The sequence below is a fragment of the Kribbella sp. NPDC048928 genome, assembly GCF_043197975.1.
Classification (GTDB): Bacteria; Actinomycetota; Actinomycetes; order Propionibacteriales; family Kribbellaceae; genus Kribbella.
In genome coordinates this window covers 265,633-292,452 of the sequence record NZ_JBICUC010000001.1, presented here as the reverse complement: position 1 = coordinate 292,452, position 26,820 = coordinate 265,633, and the positions used below count along the sequence as shown (strand labels likewise).

22 protein-coding genes and 1 pseudogene are annotated in these 26,820 nt (G+C 68.9%); 9 read left to right on the top strand and 14 right to left on the bottom strand.

Translation table 11 applies throughout. The features are described from left to right. Positions 1-63 precede the first annotated feature (63 nt). Complete coding sequence (locus tag ACGFI6_RS01315; RefSeq protein ID WP_393114272.1) at positions 64-1,899, top strand: AMP-dependent synthetase/ligase; 1,836 nt, start codon at positions 64-66, stop codon at positions 1,897-1,899. Positions 1,900-1,989: 90 nt separating this feature from the next. Here ACGFI6_RS01315 and ACGFI6_RS01310 read toward each other — a convergent pair whose 3' ends face one another. The 7 genes and pseudogenes from ACGFI6_RS01310 to ACGFI6_RS01280 all read right to left on the bottom strand — a co-directional run bounded on the left by ACGFI6_RS01310 (position 1,990) and on the right by ACGFI6_RS01280 (position 8,898). Further along, entirely contained in the window at positions 1,990-4,263 is a 2,274-nt protein-coding gene (locus ACGFI6_RS01310; protein WP_393114270.1) for a choice-of-anchor P family protein, read from the bottom strand. Between the two features lie 96 nt (positions 4,264-4,359). Beyond that, positions 4,360-5,049 (bottom strand): IMP cyclohydrolase, encoded by a 690-nt coding sequence (locus ACGFI6_RS01305; RefSeq protein WP_393114267.1) that lies wholly within the window; start codon positions 5,047-5,049, stop codon positions 4,360-4,362. Then, the gene (locus ACGFI6_RS01300) at positions 5,046-5,918 is read right to left on the bottom strand and encodes an alpha/beta fold hydrolase (protein WP_393114265.1); all 873 of its coding nucleotides are present in this window, start codon (positions 5,916-5,918) and stop codon (positions 5,046-5,048) included. The genes ACGFI6_RS01305 and ACGFI6_RS01300 overlap by 4 nt, the downstream gene beginning before the upstream one ends. A 75-nt stretch (positions 5,919-5,993) precedes the next feature. Then, on the bottom strand, positions 5,994-6,770 hold the full coding sequence (locus ACGFI6_RS01295) for an HpcH/HpaI aldolase/citrate lyase family protein (RefSeq protein ID WP_393114263.1): 777 nt from the start codon (positions 6,768-6,770) through the stop codon (positions 5,994-5,996). Between the two features lie 10 nt (positions 6,771-6,780). Beyond that, positions 6,781-7,128 (bottom strand): aldo/keto reductase, encoded by a 348-nt coding sequence (locus ACGFI6_RS01290; protein ID WP_393114261.1) that lies wholly within the window; start codon positions 7,126-7,128, stop codon positions 6,781-6,783. 118 nt (positions 7,129-7,246) lie between these two features. Next, positions 7,247-7,657: pseudogene (locus ACGFI6_RS01285) on the bottom strand (aldo/keto reductase); the annotation flags it as partial. 74 nt (positions 7,658-7,731) lie between these two features. Beyond that, the gene (locus tag ACGFI6_RS01280) at positions 7,732-8,898 is read right to left on the bottom strand and encodes an exo-alpha-sialidase (RefSeq protein WP_393114258.1); all 1,167 of its coding nucleotides are present in this window, start codon (positions 8,896-8,898) and stop codon (positions 7,732-7,734) included. Positions 8,899-9,017: 119 nt separating this feature from the next. Between ACGFI6_RS01280 and ACGFI6_RS01275 the strand changes: the two genes are divergently transcribed. From ACGFI6_RS01275 to pdxA, 3 genes are read left to right on the top strand one after another with little or no spacing between them, the layout of a single operon-like run. Further along, positions 9,018-9,827, top strand: a complete 810-nt coding sequence (locus ACGFI6_RS01275; RefSeq protein ID WP_393114256.1) for a DeoR/GlpR family DNA-binding transcription regulator — start codon at positions 9,018-9,020, stop codon at positions 9,825-9,827. Then, positions 9,824-10,918 carry a four-carbon acid sugar kinase family protein gene (locus ACGFI6_RS01270; protein ID WP_393114254.1) on the top strand — a complete coding sequence of 365 codons (1,095 nt, stop codon included), beginning with the start codon at positions 9,824-9,826 and terminating at the stop codon, positions 10,916-10,918. Before ACGFI6_RS01275 ends, ACGFI6_RS01270 begins: the two co-directional genes overlap by 4 nt. Further along, positions 10,915-11,937 (top strand): 4-hydroxythreonine-4-phosphate dehydrogenase PdxA, encoded by a 1,023-nt coding sequence (pdxA, locus tag ACGFI6_RS01265; RefSeq protein WP_393114251.1) that lies wholly within the window; start codon positions 10,915-10,917, stop codon positions 11,935-11,937. Before ACGFI6_RS01270 ends, pdxA begins: the two co-directional genes overlap by 4 nt. A gap of 197 nt (positions 11,938-12,134) precedes the next feature. Here the strand turns inward: pdxA and ACGFI6_RS01260 are convergent, their stop codons facing one another. Further along, on the bottom strand, positions 12,135-14,147 hold the full coding sequence (locus ACGFI6_RS01260) for a DHA2 family efflux MFS transporter permease subunit (RefSeq protein WP_393114249.1): 2,013 nt from the start codon (positions 14,145-14,147) through the stop codon (positions 12,135-12,137). Positions 14,148-14,244: 97 nt separating this feature from the next. Between ACGFI6_RS01260 and hemW the strand changes: the two genes are divergently transcribed. From hemW to ACGFI6_RS01245, 3 genes are all read left to right on the top strand, one after another. Beyond that, entirely contained in the window at positions 14,245-15,456 is a 1,212-nt protein-coding gene (gene hemW, locus ACGFI6_RS01255; protein ID WP_393114247.1) for a radical SAM family heme chaperone HemW, read from the top strand. A 216-nt stretch (positions 15,457-15,672) separates the two neighbouring features. Next, on the top strand, positions 15,673-16,995 hold the full coding sequence (locus tag ACGFI6_RS01250) for an extracellular solute-binding protein (RefSeq protein WP_393114245.1): 1,323 nt from the start codon (positions 15,673-15,675) through the stop codon (positions 16,993-16,995). 105 nt (positions 16,996-17,100) lie between these two features. Continuing rightward, positions 17,101-18,108: a LacI family DNA-binding transcriptional regulator gene (locus tag ACGFI6_RS01245; RefSeq protein WP_393114243.1), complete on the top strand. Its 1,008-nt coding sequence runs from the start codon at positions 17,101-17,103 to the stop codon at positions 18,106-18,108. A 22-nt stretch (positions 18,109-18,130) separates the two neighbouring features. Here the strand turns inward: ACGFI6_RS01245 and ACGFI6_RS01240 are convergent, their stop codons facing one another. Then, complete coding sequence (locus tag ACGFI6_RS01240) at positions 18,131-19,156, bottom strand: SDR family oxidoreductase (protein WP_393114240.1); 1,026 nt, start codon at positions 19,154-19,156, stop codon at positions 18,131-18,133. A 132-nt stretch (positions 19,157-19,288) separates the two neighbouring features. Here ACGFI6_RS01240 and ACGFI6_RS01235 point away from each other — a divergent pair, with 132 nt between their 5' ends. Then, positions 19,289-20,188 (top strand): helix-turn-helix domain-containing protein, encoded by a 900-nt coding sequence (locus ACGFI6_RS01235; RefSeq protein ID WP_393114237.1) that lies wholly within the window; start codon positions 19,289-19,291, stop codon positions 20,186-20,188. 41 nt (positions 20,189-20,229) lie between these two features. Here the strand turns inward: ACGFI6_RS01235 and ACGFI6_RS01230 are convergent, their stop codons facing one another. Then, on the bottom strand, positions 20,230-20,472 hold the full coding sequence (locus ACGFI6_RS01230; RefSeq protein WP_393114235.1) for a hypothetical protein: 243 nt from the start codon (positions 20,470-20,472) through the stop codon (positions 20,230-20,232). A gap of 116 nt (positions 20,473-20,588) precedes the next feature. Between ACGFI6_RS01230 and ACGFI6_RS01225 the strand changes: the two genes are divergently transcribed. Then, the gene (locus tag ACGFI6_RS01225; RefSeq protein WP_393114233.1) at positions 20,589-23,165 is read left to right on the top strand and encodes a DUF3376 domain-containing protein; all 2,577 of its coding nucleotides are present in this window, start codon (positions 20,589-20,591) and stop codon (positions 23,163-23,165) included. On the opposite strand, the gene ACGFI6_RS01220 is transcribed toward ACGFI6_RS01225, so the two are convergent. From ACGFI6_RS01220 to ACGFI6_RS01205, 4 genes are all read right to left on the bottom strand, one after another. Further along, a complete protein-coding gene (locus ACGFI6_RS01220; RefSeq protein ID WP_393114231.1) occupies positions 23,140-23,964 on the bottom strand; it encodes a DUF3097 domain-containing protein in 825 nt (274 codons plus the stop codon). The genes ACGFI6_RS01225 and ACGFI6_RS01220 overlap by 26 nt on opposite strands. 10 nt (positions 23,965-23,974) lie before the next feature. Further along, positions 23,975-25,510: an NCS1 family nucleobase:cation symporter-1 gene (locus tag ACGFI6_RS01215; RefSeq protein WP_393114229.1), complete on the bottom strand. Its 1,536-nt coding sequence runs from the start codon at positions 25,508-25,510 to the stop codon at positions 23,975-23,977. A gap of 92 nt (positions 25,511-25,602) precedes the next feature. After that, complete coding sequence (locus ACGFI6_RS01210) at positions 25,603-26,370, bottom strand: MBL fold metallo-hydrolase (protein ID WP_393114227.1); 768 nt, start codon at positions 26,368-26,370, stop codon at positions 25,603-25,605. Positions 26,371-26,380: 10 nt separating this feature from the next. After that, a complete protein-coding gene (locus ACGFI6_RS01205) occupies positions 26,381-26,797 on the bottom strand; it encodes an EF-Tu/IF-2/RF-3 family GTPase (protein ID WP_393114225.1) in 417 nt (138 codons plus the stop codon). Positions 26,798-26,820 lie beyond the last annotated feature (23 nt).

Here is a 26,820-nt window from a genome sequence, read left to right as displayed (position 1 = left end):
GCATGGCCAGCCGGGGAGATAGCTATTACTCTCCGGTTTACTTGACCCCTACGGAGGCCAGTCATGACGCCTGTCGCCGATCCCGGCCAGCTCGCACTGCTCAGCAACCGCAAGGGCACCATGGCCCAGATGTTCCTGGACCGGGTGGCGGCGACGCCCGAGCGGGAGGCGTTCCGGTTCCCGCGCGGAGAGCACTGGACGTCGGTGACCTGGCGTGAGACCGAGGCACTCACCCGCCGCCGCGCGGCCGGCCTGATCGCTCTCGGGGTCGAACCGGAGCAGCGGGTCGCGATCGCGTCGGGCACCAGCATCGAGTGGATCGAGTGCTATCTGGCCGCCGTACTGGCCGCTGCCGCAACGTCGACAATCTACCCGTCGACAATGTCCGCGGATGTGGCGTTCATCGTGGCCGATGCCGACGTCCAGGTGGTGTTCGCCGAGGACGCCGGCCAGGTGGACAAGCTCCGCGAGCACCGCGCGGAGACGCCGTCGCTGCGCAAGGTCGTGCTCATCGACGGCACGCCGGAGGAGCAGGACGGCGACTGGGTGATCGGGCTCGGGCAGCTCGACCTGCTCGGCGACAAGTACCTGGCCGAGCACCCGTCGATTGTCGACGATCGGATTGCTGGCATCACGCCGGACACCTTGTGCACGCTGATCTACACGTCCGGTACGACGGGACGTCCGAAAGGCGTGCGGCTCCCGCACTCGGTGTGGACGTACGAGGGCGCCGCGGTCGAGGGGATGCGGGTGCTGTCTCCGGACGACCTGCAGTTCCTCTGGCTGCCGTTGTCGCACGTGTTCGGCCAGGTGCTGCTCGCCGTCCAGTGCCAGATCGGGTTCGCGACCGCGGTGGACGGGCGGATCGACAAGATTGTCGACAATGCGGCGATCGTCCAGCCGACCTTCATGGCGGCGGCGCCACGGATCTTCGAGAAGGCCCACGCCCGGATCGTGACGATGATCCAGTCCGAGGGCGGCGCGCGGGCGCGGATGTTCGACTGGGCTTTCGGCGTGGGCGCAAAGGTTTCTGCAGTACGGCAGGCCGGTCGCGAGCCGTCCGGGCTGCTGGGCGCGCAGTACGCCGCCGCGGACCGCCTGGTGCTGTCGAAGATCCGGGCCCGGTTCGGCGGGCGGATCCGGTTCTTCGTGTCTGGGTCCGCCGCGCTGGACAAGTCCCTGGCGGAGTGGTTCCACGCGGCCGGGCTGCTGATCCTCGAGGGATACGGGCTGTCCGAGACATCGGCGGGGTCGACGCTGAACCGGCCGACGCAGTACCGCCTCGGCAGCGTGGGGCCGGCATTCCCCGGCACCCAGTTCAAGATCGCCGAGGACGGCGAGATCCTGATCAAGGGCGACGGGGTGATGAGCGGGTACCACAACCAGCCCGCGCAGACCGCCGAGGTGCTGGACGCCGACGGCTGGTTCCACACCGGCGACATCGGTCACTTCGAGGACGAGTTCCTCTACATCACCGACCGGAAGAAGGACCTGTTCAAGACCTCCGGCGGCAAGTACGTCGCGCCGCAGGTGATCGAGGGCCGCTTCAAGACGATCTGCCCGTACGCGAGCCAGTTCATCGTGCACGGCAACCTGCGCAACTTCGTCTCCGCGCTGGTCACCCTGGACCCGGACGCGATCGAGGGCTGGGCGTCGGCGAACGGCCTGGCCGGCAAGCCGTACGCCGAGATCGTCACCTCCTACGCCGCCCGGGCGATGGTCCAGGGCTACGTCGACGAGCTCAACGCCGGCCTGAACCGCTGGGAGACCATCAAGAAGTTCACCATCCTCGACCGCGACCTCACCATCGAGTCCGGCGAAATGACCCCCAGCCTCAAACTCAAGCGCAAGTACGTAGAAACCCAGTACGCCGAACTCCTGGACAAGATGTACGAGTAGCCGATCCTCGAGCCGACTCGCCAGTCCTACCGGCTGCTGGGCATGTGCCGGAGGCGCTACCGCCGGGAAGGCGGTAGCGCCTCTTGCTGGCTACTTGGCGCAGTTGTGGACGCCGCTGGTGGTTGAGGCGACGACCAGGTTTACGTTGCCGCTCATAGCGGTCACGTGGAGAGCGTTGACGGTCAGGCCGTGTTCGGCTCCTGGCACGGGTAGATGTTCGTTGGTGACCAGCTGGATGCCGGCCAGGTCGATCGTGGCATTCAGTTCGGCGGAGACCGGGATCCGCCTGCCACCGACGTACAGGCCGGCGACGTCTGTGCTGCCGGTCGCGGAGCCGCCAACGGCGCAGGTGCTGGTGGACTTGGCGGTTGCGCCGCGGACCTCGATCACCGGGAGACCCGGGATGCCGATCGTGGTTCGATCGACCGTTGACGTTACGGTCGCGGTGCCGGGCGCGAGGCTGGTTTGCACCTTCGGACACAGGGCATTCGTCGTGATCAGACTCCCGGCGCCGAGTTCCGCCGTACATGGCGTCTTGCTGGCGAACACGTGCGCGACCCGAACGCCCTTGGTGTCCGGCGACGGCGGGACCTTGACCTCTGCGAGCAGCGGGAGACCAACTGTGCCGGTCACGCCGTACGATCGTCCCGTGTAGTACTCCAGCAGCACGGTTCCCGACTTGCTGGAGGACAGGTAGAAGTCGTCGCCGGTGAAGGCTGCGGACACCGGGACCGTCGCGGCCGCGTTCAACGGCTGGTTGACGGACGCGATCGTACAGCGCGCCTTGCCGGACGAGTCGGTCGTCCCCGTGCAGGATTGACGCTGACTCCCGTTGCCCAGGGACAGCGTGAGCTTCCGTCCGGCGATCGCCGGTCCGTGATGCTCACGGAGTGCTCCGGACAGGTTGGCGGGCGTGCCGTTGGCAACCCGTTTCGGCCCGGTGTAGGCCACATCGGTTGCCTGATGCTCGACCGTGAAGGCGACAAAACTCGACGTCGCGGCAGTTCCGTGATTGCCGAGGTAGCGCAGGGTCAGGGTTGTCGGCCCGGACTTCTGGGTCGGCGTCAGGACGCAGGACGCGACCCCGTTCGCGTTCGTCGTCCCGGTACACGTCTGCGTCCCACCACCGAGCCCGAGGACGAACTGGATCTTCGCACCAGGAATCGGCGTGGTCGGTTCACCGGCGCGCGTCTGTGCAGCCGTAGACCGGACGGCCGCCGTCGCCGCACCACCCGTGAGTCTCGCCGCGGCCGTGAACGGCACGTGATAGCGGATGTTCTTCGGGCCGATGTAGTTCAGTCTGGTCGGCTGGACATCCGGCTCGTGCAGGGCAAGCACCCCGGTCGACGACTGCCGGTCGACTCCCGGTTTGGAGCCGGGCGTGTAGGACACGGACAGCGGACCGTAGCCTGCTCCGACCGTCACACCGTCCCAGTCTCCCTTGCCGTCTTCGTTGTGCAGATAATGACCGGCCGCGCGGATCTCCTCGAAATCGGTCGGGCAGCCCGGCGCCCCGATGCGATGCTGGAGGTCGATCTCGACGTAACCGACCAGTGGCTTCGGCAGGTTCGTGCCGTCCTGCGGCTCGTCGACGACCCGCCAGACGGTGGCGTTGTTGTCCGGGCTGGACGACTCGCGCCGGACCAGGTCGCTCACGTCCTGCGCGGGCTTGCCGTTCAGCGTGCCGCCACCCGGGAAGTAGGTCCACGCCGCCTGTGACGTCGTACCGGGGTCGTAGCACTTCTCGTCGTAGTTCCCGAAGTCGATCGCGGCGATGTCGTCGAGCGGTTCGCCCTTGGGCTTCGGCTCGCCGAGGAACTCGAAGTCCCACGACAGTACGGCGACATCGGACATGTAGGTGTAGCCGGGCGACGTCTCGTGGAAGAAGAGCAGTTCGCAGTTGAAACGGTAGTCCTTGGTCGCCGGGGGACACTTGCCGTTCCCGCTGTCGAGTTTCCGCGGTGCCGCCGCGGTCTTCGACTTCGGCGAGTCCTGGGCCGCCTGCGCCTGGCTCGGCGTGACGCCGCCGATCGTCAGGTCGGTCCCACCCAGTGCGGCGAGATCCCGTTCCAGGCCTACGTAGTCGCGGCGTCCGGGCTTCAGATACTTGGCGAGCACCTTGCGCAGTGCCCTGTCCTGGCTGCTGGACTTCGCCGGCGCCGGCGCGGCTGTCGTACGGCGGTGACTGTTGGCGCGAGTTGTTGCCGCGTCGTGTGCGATGCTGGTGGTGGCACTGGCGGTTCTGCCTTGTACAGAAGGCTTTTCGCGGGTCGCTGCCTCCGACCCGGTGATGCTGATCGACCCTAGGATCAATGCGCCAGCGGTGACAAGGGCCGCCTGCTTCCGGCCCAGTTGTCCGAGCATTTTGAGTGTCTCCTCCGACTTGGTCGTTCTGGAGCTACTGTTTGTGCGCGTACGCCATCGTTCGATGGAAGGCAGTGATGGTACGCGCGCAGAGGTTCACTCGCCGGCGGAGCCTGCCTGCTGCACCACGTCGGTGAAGGCGGGGGTATCGAGGCGGACCGTGATTGCGGCTATTCGGAGAGCCGGTCGTAGGGACTGCCAGAGGCCGGCGGTGACGTCGGACCACGTGCACGGGACGGCGATCGTTTCCGGGTGGCCGTTGGTGGTTACGGGGTCCGCCGCGCCGGAGTACGTCGTCGTGGTGAGGGCGGTGCCCGGAGCGATCCGGGCGGCGAAGAGCGACGGGTGTTCGGTGAGCTCCGGCGTACCGTCGTACGCGCGGGCGGATCCGACGACGACGTTGGCGAGTTCGGTGCCGGTGATCGTGGCTCCCGCGGTGATACGCGGCGTGCGGATCGGCGGGTCGGGCTCGTAGGTGAGCTGCCGTAGAGCGACTTGCAGATCCGGCTGTTGGCCGCGGGCTGCGGCCAGTTCGCTGACCTGGGTGCCGTTGCCGACGATGACCCAGTCGTCCCGGCGGATGGCTGCGGTGTAGTGGCGCAGGTCGTCGGGCGGGCCGCCGGAGGTGTCGCGGACGATGAGCTCGCGGTCGTGGACGACGAGTTCGCGGGCCTGCGATGCGGGGGAGCGGCCGGTCAGCCAGTACGCGAAGAACGGGACACCGTCCGCGTCCCGACCGATCGCCAGACCGCGCCCCGGGTACTCCGCGGCTCCGAAGAGGCTCACCGGGCCAGGAACTTCTGGATCGCTGCGACGTAGGCAGTGGGCTCTTCCTCGTCGATGGAGTGGGCGGAGTGCTGGAAGATCTCCAGGGTCGCCCGGGGCAGACGCGCAGCGAGGTCGCGCGGGATGTCGAAGCCGACCTGGCGGTCCCACAGCCCGGCGAGGACCAGCGTGGGCAGGTCGAGCCCGGCCAGGTCGTCGACGAGGTCGGCGCGCTCGTTGCCGACCAGCGCCATCGCGACCTCCATGTTCGGCTCCGGCGCGTTCTCGTCGTCGGCGGGGATGTTCGCGGCGTCGTGGTAGAAGAACTGCGCCGCGTTCTCGCTCTGCGCGATCGCGCCGAGCGCCGCGACCGTACGTTCCAGCGGCGCGGTCAACTCGTCGAGCTGGGCCCGCAGCGCCGTCCGCTCGGTGGGGGTGAGCAGCGGGTCGACGGCGCCCGGCCGCATCGTCCAGATCCCCGGATGCAGGGGGTCGGCGATCGGCGGCGCATGCAGGATCAACTTGTCGACATGGTTGCTATGGGCAACGGCGTACTCGGCGGCCAGCAGGCACCCGAACGACACGCCCCACGGGACGATCCGCTCGGCCCCCAACGTCGTCCGCAGGTCCTCGAGGTCCGCGACCAGCTGCTCCATCGTGTACGTCGACGGGTCGGCCGAGGCCGTACGCCCGCAGCCGCGCTGGTCGTAGAACACAACCGGCGCCACCTTCGCCAGCGCGTCCCCGACCGATCGCTCCACACCGTACGAGCTCTCGCCGGGCCCACCGTGCAACAGGACCAACGGCACATCATCGTTCACGGCGCCCGCGACCCGCACCCAGTGCTCGACTCCACCTGCCAGTACTTTGCGCACCCCATCACTCAGCATGGCGGCGAGCATACGCGGCACTGGTAGCTACTGCCCCTGCACCAAGACATGTCCGGAGGAACGGGCAGCTGCCTGTCAGGAGGAACGGGCAGCCTGCAGATGGGTTGTCGCGATCGCCTCGAGATGCGTGAGGTCGGAGGCGACGGTGGCGAACGTGTAGCCCTGGGACAGACGCAGGTTCGCGGTGTTGCCGTCCGGGGTGTGGATGCCGGCAGCGACCCCCGCCGCGGCCGCGGTCTTGGCGATGAGCTCCAGCGCGTTGCCGAACTCTTCCGCGACGTCCGGATCGTTCGGGTAGCGACCGCCGACAGCGAGGCACAGGTCGGACGGGCCGACGTAGATCCCGTCGAGGCCTGGCGTCGCACAGATCTCGGCAACGTTCGCCAGGCCCTGCGGCGTCTCGATCATGGCCAGTACGACGGTGGCCGCATCCGCCTCGCCGGGAACCGGCCCGATCCGCAGACCGGAGCGCATCGGCCCGTACGAACGCGTGCCGGCGCCCGGGTACCGCGCCGCGGCGACAGCGCGGGCCGCATCCTCGGCGGTGTCCACGAGCGGAACGATGACACCGGCAGCCCCCGCGTCCAGCGCGCGGCCGATCGGCGTCGGGTCGTTGGCCTCGACGCGAACCATCCCGACCGCGCCGGTGCCCAGCGAAGCGCCGGCGTCGACGGCCATCAGACCGCTCAGCAGGCCCTGGTACCCGAGTAGGCCGTGCTGACCGTCGAGGGCGACATAGTCGTACCCGATCCGGGCGATCCGTTCTGTCGCGATCGGTGCGTCCAGGACGACCCAGTACCCGATCAGCTGCTCACGGGCACGCAGCCGGTCGGCGAAGTTCTTCGCGTTCATGCCTTCTCCTTCAGCGGTTGTAGGGCGGCATCGGCCCGCGCAGGCGGGCGCCGATGGCATCGCAGGCGTCGAGTACGGCGGTCGGCAGCGGGCCGGCGCGGAGGGCCGCGATGTTGCTGCGCAGGTGCTCGGTCCGCGATCCGCCGATCAGTACCGAATCGACGCCGGGACGTCCCGCGACCCAGCGCAGCGACAGCTCGGCGAGCGTGATGCCCTCGGACTCCGCGAGCTTGCCGAGCTCGCCGACCGCCGCGAAGAGGTCCGCGTTCCAGTAGCGATCGGTGTACATCGCCGCCACCCGCGAGTCCCCGAACCGGCCGTGCTCCGGCCGCTCCTCGAACGTGTGCCGTCCGGTCAACAGCCCACCGCCCAAGGGGTTGTAGACCACGGTCGCCAGCTCGGCAAACGAGGGCGGACTCGACGTACTCCTCCTCGATCCGTCGCGCCAGCAGGTTGTACAGCTGCTGAGCGACGACCGGCCGCGCGATCCCCGCACTGTCGGCGATCCGGCGCAGCTCGACGATCTGCCAGGCCGCGTAGTTCGACACGCCCCACGCGGCAATCTTGCCCTCGGCAAGCAACTCGCCGACCACGCCGACGGTCTCCTCCAGCGGCGTCGACCGATCCGGCTGGTGCAGGTAGAACAGGTCGACGCTCGACGTCTGCAACCGGCGCAGGCTCGCCTCGAGACACCGGCGTACGCCGTCCCTCGACAACGGTGCCGCGCCGCCGGCATCCGGATGTGGGATGCCGGCCTTGGTCGCAAGAAGGACTTGATCGCGACGGGTCTTCAGCAGGTCACCGAGCAGCGTCTCGCTCGCACCACCCGCGTACCCGTTCGCGGTGTCGATCGCGGTCACGCCCAGCTCGAGCGACGTGTCGATCATCTCGGCCGCGACCCGCTCGTCGACGGTGTCGCCGAACGTCATCGTCCCGAGGACGATCGGCGGCAGTGCGCCGCTCATGCGAACCGCGCCCGCAGCACGCGCACGTACTTGATCGCGTCCCGGTAGTAGGAGTACGAGATGTGGGCGTCCCCGGCCGCGCCGACGACGACCGTCGGGTACGACATCTCGGCGCCGCTGCGCTTGCGGGGCAGGTCCTTCTCCGGGCCGAGCGTGCTCTCGTCCTCCAGGTCGAGCACCCGCGTCCAGGTCAGGCCGTTGTCGCGCGAGCTCAACAGGCTCAACGGCAACCGCGGCTGCCCCCAGACCGCGTGCCGCTCCAGCGGCGCGGCTTCGCCCGGCGCAACGACCTTGTCCTTGTCCGAGCGCTCCAGCGACGCGTCGCCGAGCGCCGCCTCCGCGGGCGCGGCCACCGGGTTCGCCACCATCAGCAGGACGCCGTCGCCGGCGTTCGCGACCTGGATCGAGGAGTTGTTGTTCGGTACGTCGAGAGCGGCGGGAACCGTCCACGTCCGGCCCTCGTCGGTGGACGTCGAGCGATACACCGCGTCCGCCCACCGGCTCCGGAAGAACCCGGCCAGCTCGCCGTTGTCCAAGGCAACGATGCACATGTGCACGGCGCCGGTGCTGCCCGGCACCTCGACCTCGGTCCAGGACGCCCCGCCGTTCTCGGTGATCGCGACCGCGCTGGTGTCCGCATCGCCGTGCCACTGCCGTCCGGGCAACTGGTGGCAGTGGAACAAGGGCAGCAGCCAGTGCTTGTCACCGAGTTGCACGACGCCCTGCCGGATGAAGGTGCCGACCGTGTCGAACAGGGCCTCCGGCTCGCTCCAGGTCGCCCCGAGGTCGGTCGAACGCTGCTGCACCACGACCGCGGTGTCCTGCGAGCCGTACTCCTGCGAGGTGTACAGCGCCCAGAGGTCGCCGTTCGGGAGCGCGGCGAGCACCGGGTTCTGCTCCGAACGGGCGTCGTCGCGCGAAACGCGCACCGGCGGCGTCCAGGTGTCGGCACCTGCCGGCAGCCGGGAGAAGTAGATGTAGATGTCCGGACGGCCCTCCGTGGAGCCGCCGAACCACGCGCAGCCCAGCGATCCGTCCGGCAGCCAGGCCAGGAACGAGGCGTGATTCTCGGTGCACGGGGTAGGAATCAGGGCTTCGGACAGATCGGGGTCGGCAGCGCTCGGCCGGACGGCGCCGTCGGCCCGGACACTCGGAGTGGTCACGTCAGCTCCTCGGATCAGCGGAGAGAGGCGAGGGAAAGTCGCGCTCTTCGCGCAACTCTAGCAGCGTCTTTCGCGCAAGTCTTTGCTAGGCTGGGGTCGACCGGAGGAGAGGAGTCACGATGGCCAAGGTGTGGGTCGACGGCAAACCGCCGCTGCGTTCGCGGGACCGGCGGGAGGAGATCCTCCGGCTGGCGACCGAGAGCGGGCTGGCCAGCGTCGAGCAGCTGGCCGAGTGGTTCGGTGTGACCGCCTCGACGATCCGGCGCGACCTCGCGCGGCTCAGCGAGAGCGGCCGGCTGGCCCGGACGTACGGTGGCGCGATCGCCGTCCCGAGCTGGACCGAGCTGTCGCTCTCGCAGCGCGACACCGAGGCGCACGGCGCGAAGCGCGCGATCGCCCGCTGGGCGGCCGCGCAGGTCGAGCCGGGCAGTTCGGTCCTGCTCGACGCCGGCACCACCGTGGCGCTGGTGGCGCGCGAGCTGCGCACCGACGCGAGCCTCACGGTCACCACCGCGAGCATCCCCGTGCTCGGTCACGTGCAGGGCCGCGACGACATCACCACGCACTGCCTCGGCGGCCGGTTGCGCGCGATGAGCGACGCGTTCGTCGGCCCGCTCACCGAGGCCGCGCTGGACCGGATGAGCTTCGACGCCGCGTTCCTCGGTGCCGACGGCGTGACGAGCGACGGCGGGCTCTGCGAGGCCGAGCTCGAGCAGACCCGGCTGAAGGAGCTGATGGCCCGCCGCGCGAGCACGGTGTACGTGCTCGTCCACGCCGCCAAGCTGAACCTGCGTCCGTTCCGCTCCTGGGCACGGCTCGACGGCCCGTTCACGATCGTCACCGACGACGAGGCGCCCGCCGACGTGGTCGCCGAGTTCCGGGATGCCGGCCGGGACCTGGTGGTCGTGCCCCGCGAGTCCTCCCGATGACAGCACTGGTCATCCATGCCGACGACCTGACCGGCGCCGCTGAGACCGCCGCACTGTTCCGCCATGTCAGCCCGGACGGGACCGTACTGCAACTGCACTCCGGAACGCCCGGCGGCGGCCTGACCGTGATCGATCTCGACACCCGGCACCTGTCCGCGGACGAGGCCGAGCGTCGTACGCGGACCGCTCTCGCGACGACCGGCGTGCCGCTGTTCACCAAGCTCGACTCGATGCTCCGCGGCAACTACACCGCCCACCTGCGTGCCCTCGACCCAACCGAACACCCGGTCGTCCTCACTCCCGCGCTACCGGCCGCGGGGCGCTGCGTCGTGAACGGCCGGCTGCTGCTGCGCGATCGCGCTCCCCTCAACGTGCTCGACGTGCTCGCCGAGCTCCCGACGTACCCGATCCCACCGGCCGGCGGCGAGCTCAGACCCGGGATCGCGGTCGCGGACGCCTCCACCGACGGGGACCTCGACCGCCTGGTCGAGGCGACCTGGCAGGTGCCCAACATCCGCTACGTCGGCGCCGGCGGCCTCGCAGCAGCCCTCGCCCGCCGCCTCACCACCCAACAAGCCAGTACGCACACGCCGCTCGAAGCGACGGGCGTTCTGTACGTCGTCGGCACCGCGGAACCCGTCGCCCAACATCAGCTGCAGGCCCTGCGAGAGCTGACGGACGTGGAGACGGCGACCATCAGCCCGGCGGATACTTCTGCTGTGGAAGGTGCACGTCTCGCGCAGGTGCTGGCCGACCGCGGCACCGTCGCGCTCCAGGCCCCGGCCATCCCGCACGACCCCACCCTCGTCGCCAACGCGCTCGCTGCCGCCGCCCACCAGATTCTTGCCAAGAGCAACGTCCGGCCGGCGCTCGTGCTGACCGGCGGCCACACCGCCCGTACCGTTCTGGAGGCTCTCGGCATCGATCACCTCACGGTCGTCGACGAGATCCACCACGGCGCGGTCCTGTCCCACACCCGCGACGGCCGGCCAGTGGTCACCCGTCCAGGGAGCTTCGGCGACCGCTCGTCGTTCGCCGCCATCCACGCCGTACTCCGCCCGTACTCCGTCCGGAAGGCCACCACATCGTGACAACCTCAGCCCCTCAGGAACTGCCCCGGATCGCCGTCACCATGGGCGACGGCGCCGGTGTCGGTCCGGAAGTCTGCGTCGGCGCACTGATCGCGCCCGACGTCGCTACGCTGTGCCGCCCGATCGTGATCGGCGACGCACAGCGGCTCCGGCAGGCCGCCGCGATTCTCGGCGTCACCGCCGACATCGTCCCGGTCGAGCGGGTCGAGGACGCGCAGTTCACGCCCGGCCGGGTGAACGTCATCGACCTCGGTCTGCTGCCCGCGGACCTGCCGTGGGGCGCGGTGAGCGCGGTCGCGGGTGACGCGGCGTACCACTACATCCGGGTCGCGGCCGAGCTCGCCCAGAGCGGTCAGGTGTCGGCGATCTGTACGGCCCCGTTGAACAAGGAGGCGCTGCACGCCGGCGGCCATCTGTACCCTGGCCACACCGAGCTGCTCGCCGACCTCACCGGTACCGCCGAGGTGTCGATGATGCTGTCGACGCCCAAGGTGAAGGTGATCCACGTGACCACCCACATCGGCCTGATCGACGCGGTCGCGACCATCGAGCCCGGCCTGGTCGAGCGGACGATCCGCCGCGGGCACGCCGCGATGCTGAGCGCCGGCATCACAGAGCCGAAGATCGGCGTCTGCGCGATCAACCCGCACGCCGGTGAGAACGGCCTGTTCGGGTACGGCGAGGAGGCCGAGAAGATCGAGCCCGCGATCGCCGTGGTGCGCGCGGACGGGATCGACGCGCGCGGCCCACTGCCAGCCGACACCGCGTTCTTCCTGGCCGGCCGCGGGGACTACGACCTGATCGTCGCGATGTACCACGACCAAGGCCACGGCCCGGTCAAGGTCCTGGGCATCGAGACCGGCGTCAACATCACAGTCGGCCTCCCCGTCATCCGCACCTCAGTCGACCACGGCACAGCCTTCGACATAGCCGGCACCGGCACAGTCACAATAGACAGCATGATCGAAGCCCTCCACCAAGCAGCAGAGCTGTCCCGGGCCGAGCCACACGCTGTCTAGCGCCATCCCCGAGTCTCAGGAGCCCGGTGTCCTGCCACCTCTGATCCGGCTCGTGATCCACGGCCGCCCCGGCGTACACGATCTCGGGCTCACCGCCGACGCGAAGCTCGTGGTGTCGGACCCGGGCGTTGGCTGTGATCTCTCCCCGCCTGGTCGACTACCAATCCTGGAGCGATGCGACCTGATCCGCAGTCAGGTCAGGCGGTGGTGAGGGCGGCGGCGTGTTTGCCGGTGGTTAGGGATTGGCCTTGGTCGATCATTTGTTCGGCGATTCGGTCGACGGCGTGGGAGAAGGCTTCGGAGTTGTCGGGATCCCAGTCGGTGAGGCGGTCGAGCATCCAGATCCGGAAGGCGCCGACGAAGCGCTGGAACATCTCCAGGCCGAGGGTGGTGAAGCGGTAGTGGCCGAGGGTCTCGGACAAGTAGCCTTCGGCAACCAACTTGGTGGCGAGCGGTTCCAGTACGCCGGGCGGCATCCGGAGGTCGCCGGTCATCTCGGCCAACGTCGCCGAACCTCGCTCGGCGCCGCCGCGGAACACCCGCATGATCAGCCAGGCTTCGGCGTGGCTCAGTGGGAGTCCGGACTGGGCGAGGACCTCGGGCGCGGGGTTGCGTTTGTGGTGCCGTACGACGAGGGCCGCGAGCTTCTGCAGTTCGTGCTCGGAGTCGAACGACGACGGCGCCGCGAAGTTCTCGCCGACCTCGGCGGCCGCCATCCGGGCGGTGTCGCGGAGCGGAACCTCCTTGAGCAGCAGCGCGGTGAGGAAGCCCAGCCCGGCCACCGGCACCGCCCACAAGAACACGACGTGCAGCGAGTCGGCGTACGCGGCCGTGATCACCGACCGCGCCGCCTCGGGCAATGAGCGGACGCCGTCGACCGTTGCCGCGATGCGTGGATCGACCTGCGCGGTCTGCGCAGCGACGCCGAGGTTCTGTGGCAGTTGGTGCGCGTAGATCGACCCGAAGACCGCGACGCCGAACGAGCTGCCCATCGTCCGCAGGAAGCTCACGCCGGAGGTCGCGACGCCGAGGTCCGAGTAGTCGACGGTGCTCTGGACGACGACCGTCGGTACCGGCATGCAGGCGCCGACCCCGAGCCCTAGCACGATCATGAAGCCTGCGGTCTCCAAGTACGACGTTTGGTTGTCGAGGCGGGAGAGCAGGAACAGCCCGATGCCGATCAGTACGGTCCCGACGATCGGGAACAGCCGGTACCGCCCGGTCTTGCTGATCACCTGGCCGACCGCGACCGACGCGACGAGCAGCCCGCAGACCAGCGGCAGCATCTGCAGCCCGGATTCGGTCGCGGAAGCGCCGTGCACGAACTGCAGGTATGTGGGCAGGTACGTCACGCCGCCGAGCATCGCGAACCCGATGATGAAGCTCAGCAGCGAGCAGACCGTGAACACGCCCGACCGGAACAGGCGCAGCGGTAGTAATGGCTCGGCGGCTCGTCGTTCGGCCAGGATGAACAACCCGAGCGCGATCACCGAGCCGGCGATCATCGCGATGATGACGGTCGACCCCCAGGCGTATTCGTTGCCGCCCCACGTGGTCACCAGCGTCAGCCCGGTCGCGGCCGCGCCGATGAACAGGATGCCCAGATAGTCGATCTTCGGACTGGTCGGCGCCTTCACCGACGGAAGGGTGATCGAGGCAACGACCAGGACGACGATGCCGAGCGGGATGTTGACGTAGAACGCCCAGCGCCAGCTCAGGTGGTCGACGAACAGCCCGCCGAGCAGCGGGCCGGCGACCGTGGAGACGCCGAACACCGAACCCATCACGCCCTGGTACCGGCCGCGCTCGCTGAGCGGGACGACGTCCGCGATCACCGCCATCGCGGTCACCATCAGGCCGCCGGCGCCGAGCCCCTGGATCGCGCGCGACCCGACCAGCCAGAGCATCGAGTGCGACATCCCGCAGAGCGCGGACCCGGCCAGGAACAGTACGACGCTGAGCAGGAACATCGGCTTGCGCCCGTACAGGTCGCCGAACTTGCCGATCAGCGCGGTCATGATCGTCTCGGCGAGCAGGTACGACGTCACCACCCAGGACAGGTGATTGGCGCCGCCCAGGTCGCTGACGATGGTCGGCAGCGCGGTCGCCACGATCGTCTGATCGAGCGCCGCGAGCAGCATTCCGAGCATGATCGCCACCACGACCGCGTTCCGGGTGGCGCGTCCGACAGGCTGGGCCTCGGTCTCCATGAGCCGAATGTAGTCACTTCCCGACTTTCTGTGACCACGAAACGACGGAGATCCGGTGACGAAATCCGGTGCAGAAACAGGTCCGTAGGATGGGTGGGTGCCGTCGACATTGCCTGAGGGGGAGGTTGCGCCCCGGGATGGGGCGTTGCCGGACGTTGCTGTGCGGGAGGCTTCCGCGCGGCCGCTGGGGTTCTACCTGCATGTGCCGTTCTGTGCGTCGCGCTGCGGGTACTGCGACTTCAACACCTACACCGCCAAGGAGCTGGGCGGCGGTGGCTCGCAAGCTTCGTACGCCGACAACGCCGTGGCCGAGGTGCGGCTCGCGCGCCGGGTGCTTCGGGATCTCGAACGGCCGGTCGAGACTGTCTTCTTCGGGGGCGGTACGCCGACCCTGCTGCCGGCGGCCGATCTCGGGAAGATGCTCGCTGCGGTCCGGGACGAGTTCGGGCTCGCGCCGGGCGCGGAGGTGACAACCGAGGCGAATCCGGAGTCGGTCGATCCGGCGTACCTGGAGGCGCTGCTCGAGGCGGGGTTCACCCGCGTGAGCTTCGGCATGCAGAGCGCGTCCACGCACGTGCTCAAGATCCTCGACCGGCAGCACACCCCGGGCCGTGCACTGCAGGCAGTGAAGGAAGCGAGCGCCGCCGGCTTCGAACACGTGAACCTGGACCTTATCTACGGCACGCCCGGGGAGTCGCTCGACGATTGGCGTACGTCGCTGGAGTCCGCGCTGTCCGCGCAGCCCGACCACGTGAGCGCGTACGCGCTGATCGTCGAGGACGGGACCCAGCTCGCCCGGCGGATCCGGCGCGGCGAGCTGCCGATGCCGGACGACGACGATCTCGCGGACAAGTACGTGCTGGCCGACGAGATGCTCTCCGCCGAGGGCCTGCGGTGGTACGAGGTGTCCAACTGGGCGCGCAGTACGGCGGCCCGCTGCCGGCACAACGAGCTCTACTGGCGCGGCGACACCTGGTGGGGGATCGGGCCGGGCGCGCACAGCCACGTCGGCGGGGTCCGCTGGTGGAACGTGAAGCACCCCAGCGCGTACGCCGAGCGGATCGCGGCGACCGAGAGTCCGGCGTACGCCCGCGAGACTCTCGACGAGGAGACCCGCCGGATCGAGCGCGTCCTGCTCGAGGTCCGGCTGTCCGCAGGTCTGCCACTGGCCGTCCTCGACGACCCCGGACGTGCCGCGGTCGACCAGGTCGTCGCCGACGGTCTCGCGGTGGTCTCCGGCGAGCGCCTCGTCCTGACCGACCGGGGGCGGTTGCTGGCCGACGCCGTGATCCGCGACTTACTGCCCTGAGACGGTCACTCACAGCTAATCCCCAGAAGCAACCGCCATCGGTGACGGTGGCGATTCGGTGCGTGACCAGGAACGACACTATGTCAGAACTTGACTAGGCCCGTATCTCAGAGTGACGATACGGCGCTTGACATATCCGGTTCGGACGGCTGAGACTCAGCTCACTTTCGCGATCCGAGAGCGCTCTCAACCCGTCCAGTTCCAGGGAGCTTCGAAATGCGGCCCAGCGCCCGCTATCGTCCCGTAGCAGGCTTGCTGGCCTGCGCCGCAGTTCTGCTCGCCTCCGCCTGTGCCAGTGGTGCCGGTACATCGGACGCGGCCGGCAGCGAGGCCGACGGGCCGAAGATCAGGCTGACCATCGCCACCTTCAACGAGTTCGGGTACTCCGACCTGTACGCCGAGTACCAGGCCCAGCACCCGAACATCACGATCGTCGAGCAGCACGCCAAGACCGTCGACGACCACGTGAAGAACCTGGACGCGAACCTCGCGCGCGGCACCGGGCTCGCCGACATCGAGGCGATGGAAGTCAGCTGGATCTACAAGTACCTGGCGAAGGCGGACAAGTTCGTCGACCTGCGCAAGTACGGCGCCGACGACCTGAAGGACCGCTGGATCGACTGGAAGGTCGCGGGCGCGACCACGCAGGACGGCCGGATCATCGGGTACGGCACCGACATCGGGCCGGAGGGGATCTGCTACCGCCGCGACCTGTTCGCGAAGGCCGGGCTGCCGACCGACCGCGCCGAGGTCGCGAAGCTGTTCCAGGACTGGCCGTCGTACTTCGCCGCCGGGCGCAAGTTCAAGGCCAAGGTCCCGGGCTCGGCGTGGTACGACTCCGCCGTCCTGACCTGGGAGGCGATGCGCAACCAGCTGATCCAGGCGTACTACTCGAACCAGGACCGCTTCCTCGGCGCCGAGAACCCGCTGCTGAAGCGCACCTGGGACCAGGTCGTCGCCGGCAGCGAGGACGGTCTGTCCGCGCGATTGACCGCCTGGAGCGACACCTGGAACAGCGCGTTCCGGACGGACAAGTTCGCGACCATCGCCTGCCCGGGCTGGCTGCTCGGTGTGATCCAGGACAACGCGGGCAGCTACGGCAAGGGCAAGTGGGACGTTGCCGACGTGTTCCCTGGCGGCGGTGGCAACTGGGGCGGCTCGTACCTGACCGTCCCGATCCAGTCGCCGCATCCGGAGGAGGCGGCCAAGCTCGCCGCGTGGCTGACCGCGCCGGAACAGCAGATCAAGGTGTTCAAGAAGATCGGCTCGTTCCCGTCCACGCTGGACGCGTACAACGATCCGCAGGTGACGTCGCAGGTGAATGCGTACTTCAACAACGCGCCGGTCGGGCAGATCTTCGTGAACCGCGCCCGGAGCGTGATCCTCAAGCAGCACAAGGGACCGCGGGACGGCGAGATCAACCAGATCTTCAGCGCCGCGCTGACCCGCGTCGACGACGGCAAACAGACGCCGGACGCGGCCTGGAAACAGGCGCTCGCCGAGGCGTACAAGGCGTCGAACATCCGCGTCGGGAAGTGAACATTTCTGCCAACACGCGCCTCCGAGTGGCCAATGACTGACGCGCGATCGACCGTCGAGGTACTACGGTGTGAACGCGGGCCGATCGAGCACTGAGGAGGGCCGATGGACGGGTCTGGTTCTCCGACGCTGGAGCAGGTGGCGGCGCTCGCCGGGGTGTCGCGGGCGACCGTTTCGCGGGTCGTGAACGGGTCGCCGAAGGTCCTTCCGGACACGGTCGCCGCGGTCGAGCTGGCGATCCGTGAGCTCGGCTACGTGCCGAACCGGGCGGCCCGCGCGCTGGTCACCCGACGGACCGACTCGATCGCGATCGTGGTCCCGGAGCCGGACAGCCGGGTGTTCTCGGATCCCTTCTTCGCAGGCATGCTGAGCGGTGTCAGCCGGATGCTTGCGCCGACGTCGTCGCAGCTGGTGCTGCTGATCGAGCCGGCCGAGGCCGACGACCAGCGCCTCCTGCGGTACCTGCGCGGCGGCCACGTGGACGGCGCGATCATCATCAGCCACCACGGCCGCGACAACATCCTCCAGGAGCTCGCGCAACTGCCACTGCCGATCGTGTTCAGCGCCAGGCCGCTGGGCGTCGACGTACCGGTGGCGAGTGTGGACGTCGACAACGTCGCCGGCGCCCGGACCGGCGTCCAGCACCTGTTGACCATCGGGCGGCAGAAGGTCGCGACCGTCGCCGGCCCGCTCGACATGACTGCGGGCATCGACCGGCTGACCGGCTACCAGGAAGTGATGAAGGAGGCCGGGCTGCCGGCGATGATCGCGTACGGAGACTTCACCGCCGACGGTGGTGAGCAGGCGACGCTGCGACTGCTCGACGATCACCCGGACCTGGACGGTCTGTTCGTCGCCTCTGACCTGATGGCGACCGCCGCGTTGCGCGTCCTGTCCCAGCGTGGCCGGCGGGTTCCGGCGGACGTGGCCGTGGTCGGCTTCGACGACTCCGTCCTCGCCACCACGACCACCCCCAAGCTCACCACCGTCCGCCAGCCGGTCGAACAACTGGGCTCCCGGCTGGCCGAGATCCTGCTGTCCAAGATCGCCGGCGGCGAACACACCACGGCCGAGATCTACAACACCGAGCTCGTCATCCGCGACAGCGCCTGATCGTCAGGCAAGGGACTGATCGTCAGACGAGGTTCTTGGCGATCAGGCTTTCGGCACCCGCGAGGACTGCCTGCTCAGGCGTTCGTGGTGTCAGTCCGAGCAGGTCGTGCGCCTTCGCGGTCGAGATCTGCTTGACGAAGCCGAGGTCGGCCGCGATCCAGCGCAGGTCGGGGTTGGAGCGCGCGGCCTTGCGGAGCACCGCGTCGGGGACGGTCTCGGTCGGGACCTTGGCCGCGGCCTCGCCGAGCTGCGATCGCAGGATGCTGCCGATCCGGCTCATCGCGACGGCCGGCGCAGCGGACGAAACCAGGATCCGCTGGCCGGCGGCACCCGGGGAGGTCATCGCAGCGACGTGCGCGGTGGCGACGTCGCGGACGTCGACGATCGGGATGTACAGGTTCGGGAAGCCGGCCATCGCGCCGGACAACATCTGTCGCAGGATGCCGTTCGAGCCGGAGACCTGGTCGCCGAGTGCGGGACCCATCACGGCGACCGGGAGGAGCGTAGTCAGTTCGAAGTCCTGGTCGGTCATGAATGCCCATGCGGCACGTTCGGCGAGCGTCTTGCTCTTGCCGTAGGCATCGACTCCGGGACCGTCCAGTACGGTCCAGTCGTCCTCGGTGAACACGTGGTCGGTGTGCGGGTGGCCGAATCCGACGGCATGGAAAGCGGACGTCAGTACGACTCGTCGTACGCCGGCATCGCGGGCTGCACGCAGTACCCGCAGAGTTCCTTCGCGGGCCGGGACGATCAGGTCGTCCTCGTTCTCGACGTGGCCGGGATGCACGGGCGAGGCGACGTGCAGGACGAAGTCGGAGCCGTCGGCGGCCGCGGCCCATCCGTCGTCGTGCGTCAGGTCGGCGGCGCTGAAGGTCAGGTTCTCGAGGTTCGTCGCGCCGGCCTCGGTGAGGGTTTTGCGGACGGCGGCCTCGCGGTCGAGCGAGCGGACCGTCGTACGGACCAGGTAGCCCTGGTCGAGAAGTTGCAGGATGGAATGCCCGGCGATGAAGCCGGAGCCGCCGGTGACGAGGACGCGTTGCTGAGACATTGGGTGGTTCTCCTTGGACGATGGTTTCCACTTCCGATCGTGCGGCGGCGGCGCGGGCACAACCAGTGCCCCGTCGACACTGGTAGTGGCAGGGACAGGCAGAATCGCGACGCGGCGGCCTACGGTGGAGAGGTGAGTGACGACGTCAACCTCCTCGGTGAGTACCTGCGGGCGCGGCGCGAGCTGGTGACGCCTGAGCAGGCGGGCATCCCGGTGCTCGGCACCCGGCGCGTACCGGGCCTTCGTCGTGAAGAGGTCGCGATGCTGTCGGGCATCAGCGCGGAGTACTACCTGCGTCTCGAGCAGGGGCGCGACCGCAACCCGTCCGCACAGGTCCTGCAGTCCATCGCCCGCGTCCTGCAGATCGACGATCCGTCGTACTTGTTCAGCCTTGCCGCGAGTGAACCACGCCGGCCGCGTCGGCGGACAGTACGCCGGGAGACCCTTCCTGCCAGTACTGCACGTTTGGTCGACGAGCTGCCCTTCCCGGCGTTCGTCGAGGGCCGGTACTTCGACGTACTCGCCGCGAACCGGCTCGCCACCGCTCTCTCACCACGCCTTGTCCGCGGCAACAATCGGCTTCGGGACGTCTTCCTGGATCAGGCCGAGCAGGCGCTGTTCAGCGACTGGGAGCGTGCCGCGCAGACGCTGCTGGGCACGTTCCGCCGATCGGTCGGTACGGACATCGACGACCCGCGGTTCATCGACCTCGCCGGCGAACTCTCGCTGGCAAGCCCGTTGTTCCGGAAGCTCTGGGCCCGCCACGACGTCAGCGAACGACTCGGCGCCAACCTCACCCTGGACCACCCCGAGGTAGGCCCCCTGCAACTGGACCGCGAAAAACTGGCGGTCACCGGCACCGACGGCGCCATGCTGGTCATCTACCACGCCCGGCCCAACACCCCCACCGCCGACCGCCTAACCCTCCTAGCCGCAGCAGCCCTGCCCCCCACCCGTCAGCCGAGTCGTGGATTTCGGCCGCCGACGCGCCGGTACGGGGAGCCAGAATCCACGACTCACGAACTCGGGTGACAGCCAATCGCCACGAGTCGGCGGGGTGTGACCCGCGGGTCCTACGGCGGGTCGTTCGGGAACTGGAATTGGACGCGGATCGCGTCGTTCAGAGTGATGACGAACGTCGGCGTTCCGAGTTTGATCGTCACGCCCTCGGGAATGTCTCCGGCCGGCCGGCTGATCGGGTTGCAGGTCGACCCTTCGTCCGCCCCGGAAGGCGCCGGACCGCCGTCCCCGGACGTGTCGGAACACCCCATGGCGAGCAGGATGAGTACGGAAACCGTCACCGCGGACCAGCGCATGACGACCACCCCCCCACGACAAGGATGACCCTGCGTGCAGATCGCGACAACCTCTTGTTCACTCTCCGCTGCGATCACCACGGAACCGTGGTATTCCTGGGAGAAGGGGGGAACGGATGAGTGACCACGAGATCCGGATCGCGCTGGTCCTGAACGGCGGTGTCAGCCTGGCGGTCTGGATGGGCGGAGTGACGCACGAGCTGGATCTGATCCGGCGGGCGTCCGGCGGTCCCGACGCGCCGAAACCCCAGTCGTACGACGCGGTGCTCGCGGATCGCTGGCGTGAGCTGTGCCGCCGTGGCGCCGAACGCCGGCGGGTCGTGGTCGACGTCATCGCGGGGACCAGCGCCGGTGGTCTGAACGGCTCGCTGCTGGCGACCGCGATCGCGAACGGCTCCACTCTCGATCCGGACGGCGTCGACGGTCCGTGGCTGCGGCAGAAGTGGGTCGCGCTCGGTTCGCTCGACGTCGGCAAGCTGGTGCCGTCCGCGGGCGTGAAGTCGACCTCGGTGCTCGACGGCAAGTACTTCCTGCACCAGGTCGAGGAGCTGCTCAAGGGCGTCGCCGACGCGGGGGACGACGACGCCGAGGAGCCGGTGACGCTGTTCGTGACCGCGTCCGGTCTGGGAGTGCAGCAGTTCGACGCGAAGGACGCTGCGGGGCAGGCGTTCGTCGTACCGGACCATCGATACCTGTACGGGTTCACCAACGAGGACGCGCCGACGTACGACGGGACGCGCCGCAAGTTCACCACCGAGGACAAGAACGGGCTGAAGGACACCGAGCTGCTGGCGCGCGCGGCGCGGGCGTCCGCCTCGTTCCCAGCCGCTTTCGGCCCGGTACTGGAGACACCGGAGCTGGCCGCGCAACCGCCGCGGATGCGCCCGCAGCCGGCCGAGTCGGGCTCGTGGCTGATCGACGGCGGCGTCCTCGACAACGCCCCGTTCGGTCCGGTGCTCGACGTCGTCGCCCGGCGTCCCGTCACCGGCAAGGCGAGCCGGTACGTGCTGTACGTCGTACCGTCCGCGGGGATCGGGCACGCGTCGACCGCGTTGCCCGCGGCCAAGGAGCCGAGCTGGCGGGTGACGGCGATGTCCGCGGTGCAGTTCCCGCGCGAGGTGGACTTCCGGTCCGACGTCGAGCAGCTCGAGCGCCTGCTGATGGAGGCGGATGCGTCCTGGTCGGACAACCAGCGGCTCTTCGACCGTTGCCTGAAGCAACCGGATGAGCGGGCCCGGTTGAAGACCGCCGCCGAGGCGCTGCAGCCGACGTACTCGCGCGGTCGTGCGGCCGGTGGGGTGTGGGAGGCAGTGACGATCGCGAGCCACGATCAGTCGACCGTACTGGATGCGGCGACCGCGCTGTCGGAGTCCGAGATCGACGAGATCCTGCAGACCGACCATCCCTGGGTCCCCGATCCGGATGGTTCGACCGCGGCGCTGCGCGACGACGCCGACGGCCATCCGAGCTGGCTGTGGGGCATCGGCGCGGCCGAGCGGATCGTCCGGTTGATCCTGCGTTCGTTGCGGACCCAGGTCGGCGCGGCGCCGCGTGCGGAGCGGGCCGAGCTGGAGAAGCGGCTGACCGCGGCGAGCGACTGCCTGCTGAAGGTACAGGCGGTCCGCGACGCGCTCGACGTACAGTTGGCGGCTGCCGATCTCGATCTGCGACCGGCCGGTGGCGCCGAGGCGGTTGCTGTCGGGCTGAACGACATCTTCGAGCAGTTGCAGATCCAGCGCGCACTCGGCGACACGTTCGCAACCCTGGTCGCAGTTGTCGGCTGGGAGCTCGTCGACACGGCGCTCGAGGTAGAGATCGTTTCGCGTTGTACGTCGGCGCGGACGCCGGAGCAGCGCAGCGCGCCGTTCCAGTTCCTCCGGCTCGGCCCGGACATCCCGCTCGCGGTGCTCGACGAATTGCAGGAAGGTTCGATCGCCAATCTGCTCAACGACCGGATCCTGTACGGCAGCCAGGTCGGGCACTTCGGCGCGTTCGGTGCCGCCGACTGGCGGCGCTGGGACTGGCTGATGGGCCGCCTGCACTGCGTCGCGCATCTCGGCGCGATGCTCGGCGCGGACGCGGACTGGATCCGGGAGACGCAACGCCAGGTCCTGCAGGCAGAGGGCTGGCAGCTGAACGACGTCGCCGAGCGGATCGAACGGCTGGCCAAGGACTTCCCGGTCGATGCCGGGATGAGCGCCCTGGTGACGATGCGGGACGAGCTGAACGCGTCGCCCGAGGGGCGCGCGATCACCAAGGGCCTCGCGGACCGGATGGTCGACGTGTCGAGCGGCCTCGGTCCGCAGGTCGGCAGTTGGGTGCAGGCGGCCGCGGGCCGCAAGCATCAGCCGGGTTCGTGGTTGTTGCGGACCGCCCGCTGGTTCACCGAGCCGGCCAGGCAGGCGTTGTGGGAGCGGATGGTGCGCGGCGCCAAGCTGACCCCGGCACACCGGCCGCCGATCTTCGAGCCATGGTTGCCCGCGGCAACAGCCGCCGTCGGTGTCGTACTGCTCGTCGTCGCGGCCGTGGTGGAGGCGGCGCGGCTCCCGGTCGCGGCGGTGGCCGGAGCGGTCCTCGCGCTCAGCGCGGTCCTCGGCGTGATCACCTGGTACGTACGCCGCACCCGCCGCCGGATCCGCGCATGGCTCGAGCGGCAGGTGCCCGAGATCAGTCGAGCGTCGCGAAGTCGATGAGCTCCTCGACCCGGCCGAGCAGGGCCGGGTCGAGGTCCGCGAAGCTGTTCACCTTGGACAGGATGTGCTTCCAGGCCGCTGCCACGTCGGCCTGGTCGGTGGCCGGCCAGCCGAACGCCTGCAGCACGCCCTTCTTCCAGTCCTGCCCGTGCGGTACCCGGGGCCACGCCTTGATCCCGACCGCCGACGGCTTGACCGCTTCCCAGATGTCGATGAACGGATGCCCGACCACGAGCACGTACCGGTTGTTCACCTGGGCCGCGATCTTCGACTCCTTCGAGCCCTCGACCAGGTGGTCGACGAGGACGCCGAGCCGGCGGCCGGGCCCGGGCTGGAACCGGTTCACGATCTCGACCAGGTCGTCGACGCCCTCGAGGTACTCGACGACGACGCCCTCGATCCGCAGATCGTCGCCCCAGACCTTCTCGACCAGTTCCGCGTCGTGCCGGCCCTCGACGTAGATCCGGCTGGCTCGCGCGACCTTCGCCCGGACGTTGTCGACCGCGACCGATCCCGAAGCGGTCCGCGTCTTCTTCGCCGGGCCGGCCTTCTTCGGCGGCTTCAGGCTGACCGGTTTGCCGTCCAGCCAGAAGCCGGGGCCGAGCGGGTACGTACGGATCTTGCCGTGCCGGTCCTCGAGGTCGACCACGCCGTGCTCCCAGCGCACGATCGCGCCGACGAACCCGGAGCTGGGCTCCTCGACGACCATGCCCTTCTCGATCTCGACCTCGACGGTCCGCCCGTTCTTGGGCTTGCGCCAGTCCCCGCTGAGTACGTCGTTCCCATACCTGTCAGCCACCCGCCCAACTCTAATAAGTCGGAGCCGCGTGCGTGGCCGTCGACTGGCGGTTCGGCGCGGTCAGCGTGAGAACGAAGTACGTCAGGAATCCGACCACGAGCCCGACGGCCCACGAATAGTCGTACAGCGGCTTGAGGAACGGGATCAGGCCGTCCGCCGGGAACGGGCCGGCGCCCGGGTTCGAGTACGCGCCGCCTACCGCGAGCAGCGAGCCGAACAGTGTCGCGACCACACCGCGCCAGTTCCAGCCGCCCGAGTACCAGTAGCGGCCGCCGGCGGTGTAGAGGTCGGCGAGGTGCAGGTTCGTCCGGTCGATCAGCCAGTACCCCGCGATCAGTACGCCGGCCACCGACGCGAGCAGACCACCGTAGAACGACAGCCACACGAAGATGTAGATCGACGGGTCCGAGATCAGCCGCCAGGGCTGGATCACGATGCCGACCACGCCGGTCAGCAGGCCCGCGGTGCGGAAGTTCAGCCAGCGCGGCAGCGCGTTCGCGAAGTCGTACGACGGACTCACCACGTTGGCGGCGACGTTGCAGGACATCGTCGCGAGGATCGCCATCACCAGGCCGATCGTGACCACCGCCGGGTTCTCGAACCGGCGGGTGAGCTCGACCGGGTCCCAGATCGCCGAACCGTAGAGCACCACGGTGCCGGACGTGGTGATGATCGAGACCAGCGCGATGAACGACATCGTGGTCGGCAGGCCGATGATCTGGCCCCAGACCTGTGCGCGCTGGCCCTTCCCGAACCGGGTGAAGTCCGGCATGTTCAGCGACAAGGTTGCCCAGAACGCGATCATGCCCATCAGCGACGGCGCGAAGATCTTCCAGAAGTCGGCGTCCCAGCCGAGCTTCGACGGCTGCGACAGGATCGGCCCGAGCCCGCCGGCCTTCACCAGGATCGCCACCATCAGCGCGACGAACGCGATCGTCACCAGCGGCGCCGCCCAGTTCTCGAACCGGCGCAGGCCCTCGATGCCGCGGAAGATCAGCACCATCTGCAACGCCCAGAAGAACAAGAAACTCAGCCACATCGTCCACGGGTGGCCGCCGATCGCGGAGGCCTCGTTCCAGCCCTTCCCGAACAGCTCGCCGACGATCACGAAGATCGCCTGCCCGCCGATCCAGGTCTGGATGCCGAACCAGCCGCAGGCGATGAACGCCCGCAGCAGCGCCGGGAAGTTCGCGCCGCGGACGCCGTAGAACGCCCGCGCGAAGACCGGGAACGGGATGCCGTACTTCGTGCCCGCATGACTGTTCAGCAGCAGCGGGACGAGCACGATCAGGTTCCCGAGAGTGATGGTGAGGAACGCCTGCAACCAGTTCATGCCGAGCGCGACCAGGCCCGACGCGAGCAGATAGCTGGGAATGTTGTGCGCCATCCCCATCCAGAGCGCGGCGTAGTTGTACGTCGTCCAGGTGCGCTCCGGCAACCGCGTCGGCGCCAGCTCCGCGTTCGCGTACGGACTGGACCCGAGCGCGGCGGGATCGGCCAACTCGACCCGCCCATCGGGATGAACTGTCTGCTGGATCGTGGCCATGCGCTACCACTCCATCCGGTCGGGCGTTGTCCGTTCCGAACAAGTTGCGCGACCCGATGACCCGATGTCAACGGACAACTACCGAAAGAGGGTTATCCGGGACCGAGTAGCGGGAGGGTGGGGCGCTGGGGCGGGCCGAGAACCTGGTAGCCGCGGCGGATCGCGTCCTGGAGCTTGTCGACCGGCCACGGCCAGTCCTCGGTGCTCTTGAGCGCGTCGTCCAGGGACGTGCCGGCGTGGTGCAGCGCGGAGATCGTGTTCGCGACCTTGCCCAGCTCGATCGCCTGGTCGTGGGCGAACTCGATGTCGACGACCGCGCCGTGGCCCGGGACGATCTGCGCGCTCTGCGGCATCATCCCGACCACGGCCTGGATCGTGTCCGGCCATTCCAGCGGGAACGAGTCCTCGCCGTACGACGGCGGCGCCGACTCCTCAAGCAGGTCACCGACGAAGAACACGTTCACGTCCGGTACGGCCACCACCGTGTCGCCCGACGTGTGCGCGTTGCCGACGTACAGCAGCTCCACGCGCCGGTCGCCGAGGTCGATGACCTTTGCGGTCGCGAACGTCGTACCGGCGAGCTTCTCCTCGGCGGCGGCGTTCTCGTGCAGGTGGACCTCCGCGCCGGCGAAGACGCTGTTGCCGTTGACATGGTCGAAGTGCGCGTGGGTGTTGACGACCCACTGCACGTCCAGGTCGGTGAGCTCGCGGATGTGCTCGCGGAGCTGCTCGGCCTCCTCGGTGGTGGCGCGGGTGTCGATCACCAGTGCGCCGTCGCTGCCGACGACCAGGCCGACGTTCAGGTCCCATTCGTCGTACCGGCGAACCCAGGTGCGGTCGCCGAGCTCGGTCCAACTCATGCGCTCGACACTACTTGCTGACCACATCGCCTCTCGCGACCTGGTCCCGCTTGACGCCGCGCAGCAGCAGCCCGACGTTGTCGCCGGCGGTCGCGGTGCGGACGATCTTGCGGAACATCTCGACGCCGGTCACCTCGACCTGCGCCAGCGGCTGCCCGGCCCGGCTGATCAGCACCTGCTCGCCGACCGTCACCGTCCCGGTCTGTACCCGGCCGGTCACCACCGTTCCGCGGCCGGTGATCGAGAACACATCCTCGATCGTCAGCCCGAACGAACCCACCGGCAGCGAGTCCTGTGGCGAGCCCGGCGGAGGGTTCATCGAGGCGTCCTGCAGGCGCTCGGGGAAGCTGTTCGGCTGCGAATGGCCGCGCGCCAGCAACTCCTGCGGATCCATCGGGTTCGCCCGCTTCCAGAACTTCCAGCCCATGCGCCGAGATTAGCTGTTGGCAA

What these genes read in the sequence shown, in the direction of transcription:
- ACGFI6_RS01245 (WP_393114243.1), top strand. Translation starts at nt 17,101, where the DNA reads ATGGACGGGTCTGGTTCTCCGACGCTGGAGCAGGTGGCGGCGCTCGCC.
- ACGFI6_RS01205 (WP_393114225.1), bottom strand. Translation starts at nt 26,797, where the DNA reads ATGGGCTGGAAGTTCTGGAAGCGGGCGAACCCGATGGATCCGCAGGAG.
- ACGFI6_RS01230 (WP_393114235.1), bottom strand. Translation starts at nt 20,472, where the DNA reads ATGCGCTGGTCCGCGGTGACGGTTTCCGTACTCATCCTGCTCGCCATG.
- ACGFI6_RS01260 (WP_393114249.1), bottom strand. Translation starts at nt 14,147, where the DNA reads ATGGAGACCGAGGCCCAGCCTGTCGGACGCGCCACCCGGAACGCGGTC.
- ACGFI6_RS01300 (WP_393114265.1), bottom strand. Translation starts at nt 5,918, where the DNA reads ATGCTGAGTGATGGGGTGCGCAAAGTACTGGCAGGTGGAGTCGAGCAC.
- ACGFI6_RS01275 (WP_393114256.1), top strand. Translation starts at nt 9,018, where the DNA reads ATGGCCAAGGTGTGGGTCGACGGCAAACCGCCGCTGCGTTCGCGGGAC.
- ACGFI6_RS01315 (WP_393114272.1), top strand. Translation starts at nt 64, where the DNA reads ATGACGCCTGTCGCCGATCCCGGCCAGCTCGCACTGCTCAGCAACCGC.
- ACGFI6_RS01240 (WP_393114240.1), bottom strand. Translation starts at nt 19,156, where the DNA reads ATGTCTCAGCAACGCGTCCTCGTCACCGGCGGCTCCGGCTTCATCGCC.
- ACGFI6_RS01270 (WP_393114254.1), top strand. Translation starts at nt 9,824, where the DNA reads ATGACAGCACTGGTCATCCATGCCGACGACCTGACCGGCGCCGCTGAG.
- ACGFI6_RS01210 (WP_393114227.1), bottom strand. Translation starts at nt 26,370, where the DNA reads ATGAGTTGGACCGAGCTCGGCGACCGCACCTGGGTTCGCCGGTACGAC.
- ACGFI6_RS01295 (WP_393114263.1), bottom strand. Translation starts at nt 6,770, where the DNA reads ATGAACGCGAAGAACTTCGCCGACCGGCTGCGTGCCCGTGAGCAGCTG.
- ACGFI6_RS01215 (WP_393114229.1), bottom strand. Translation starts at nt 25,510, where the DNA reads ATGGCCACGATCCAGCAGACAGTTCATCCCGATGGGCGGGTCGAGTTG.
- ACGFI6_RS01225 (WP_393114233.1), top strand. Translation starts at nt 20,589, where the DNA reads ATGAGTGACCACGAGATCCGGATCGCGCTGGTCCTGAACGGCGGTGTC.
- ACGFI6_RS01250 (WP_393114245.1), top strand. Translation starts at nt 15,673, where the DNA reads ATGCGGCCCAGCGCCCGCTATCGTCCCGTAGCAGGCTTGCTGGCCTGC.
- ACGFI6_RS01310 (WP_393114270.1), bottom strand. Translation starts at nt 4,263, where the DNA reads ATGCTCGGACAACTGGGCCGGAAGCAGGCGGCCCTTGTCACCGCTGGC.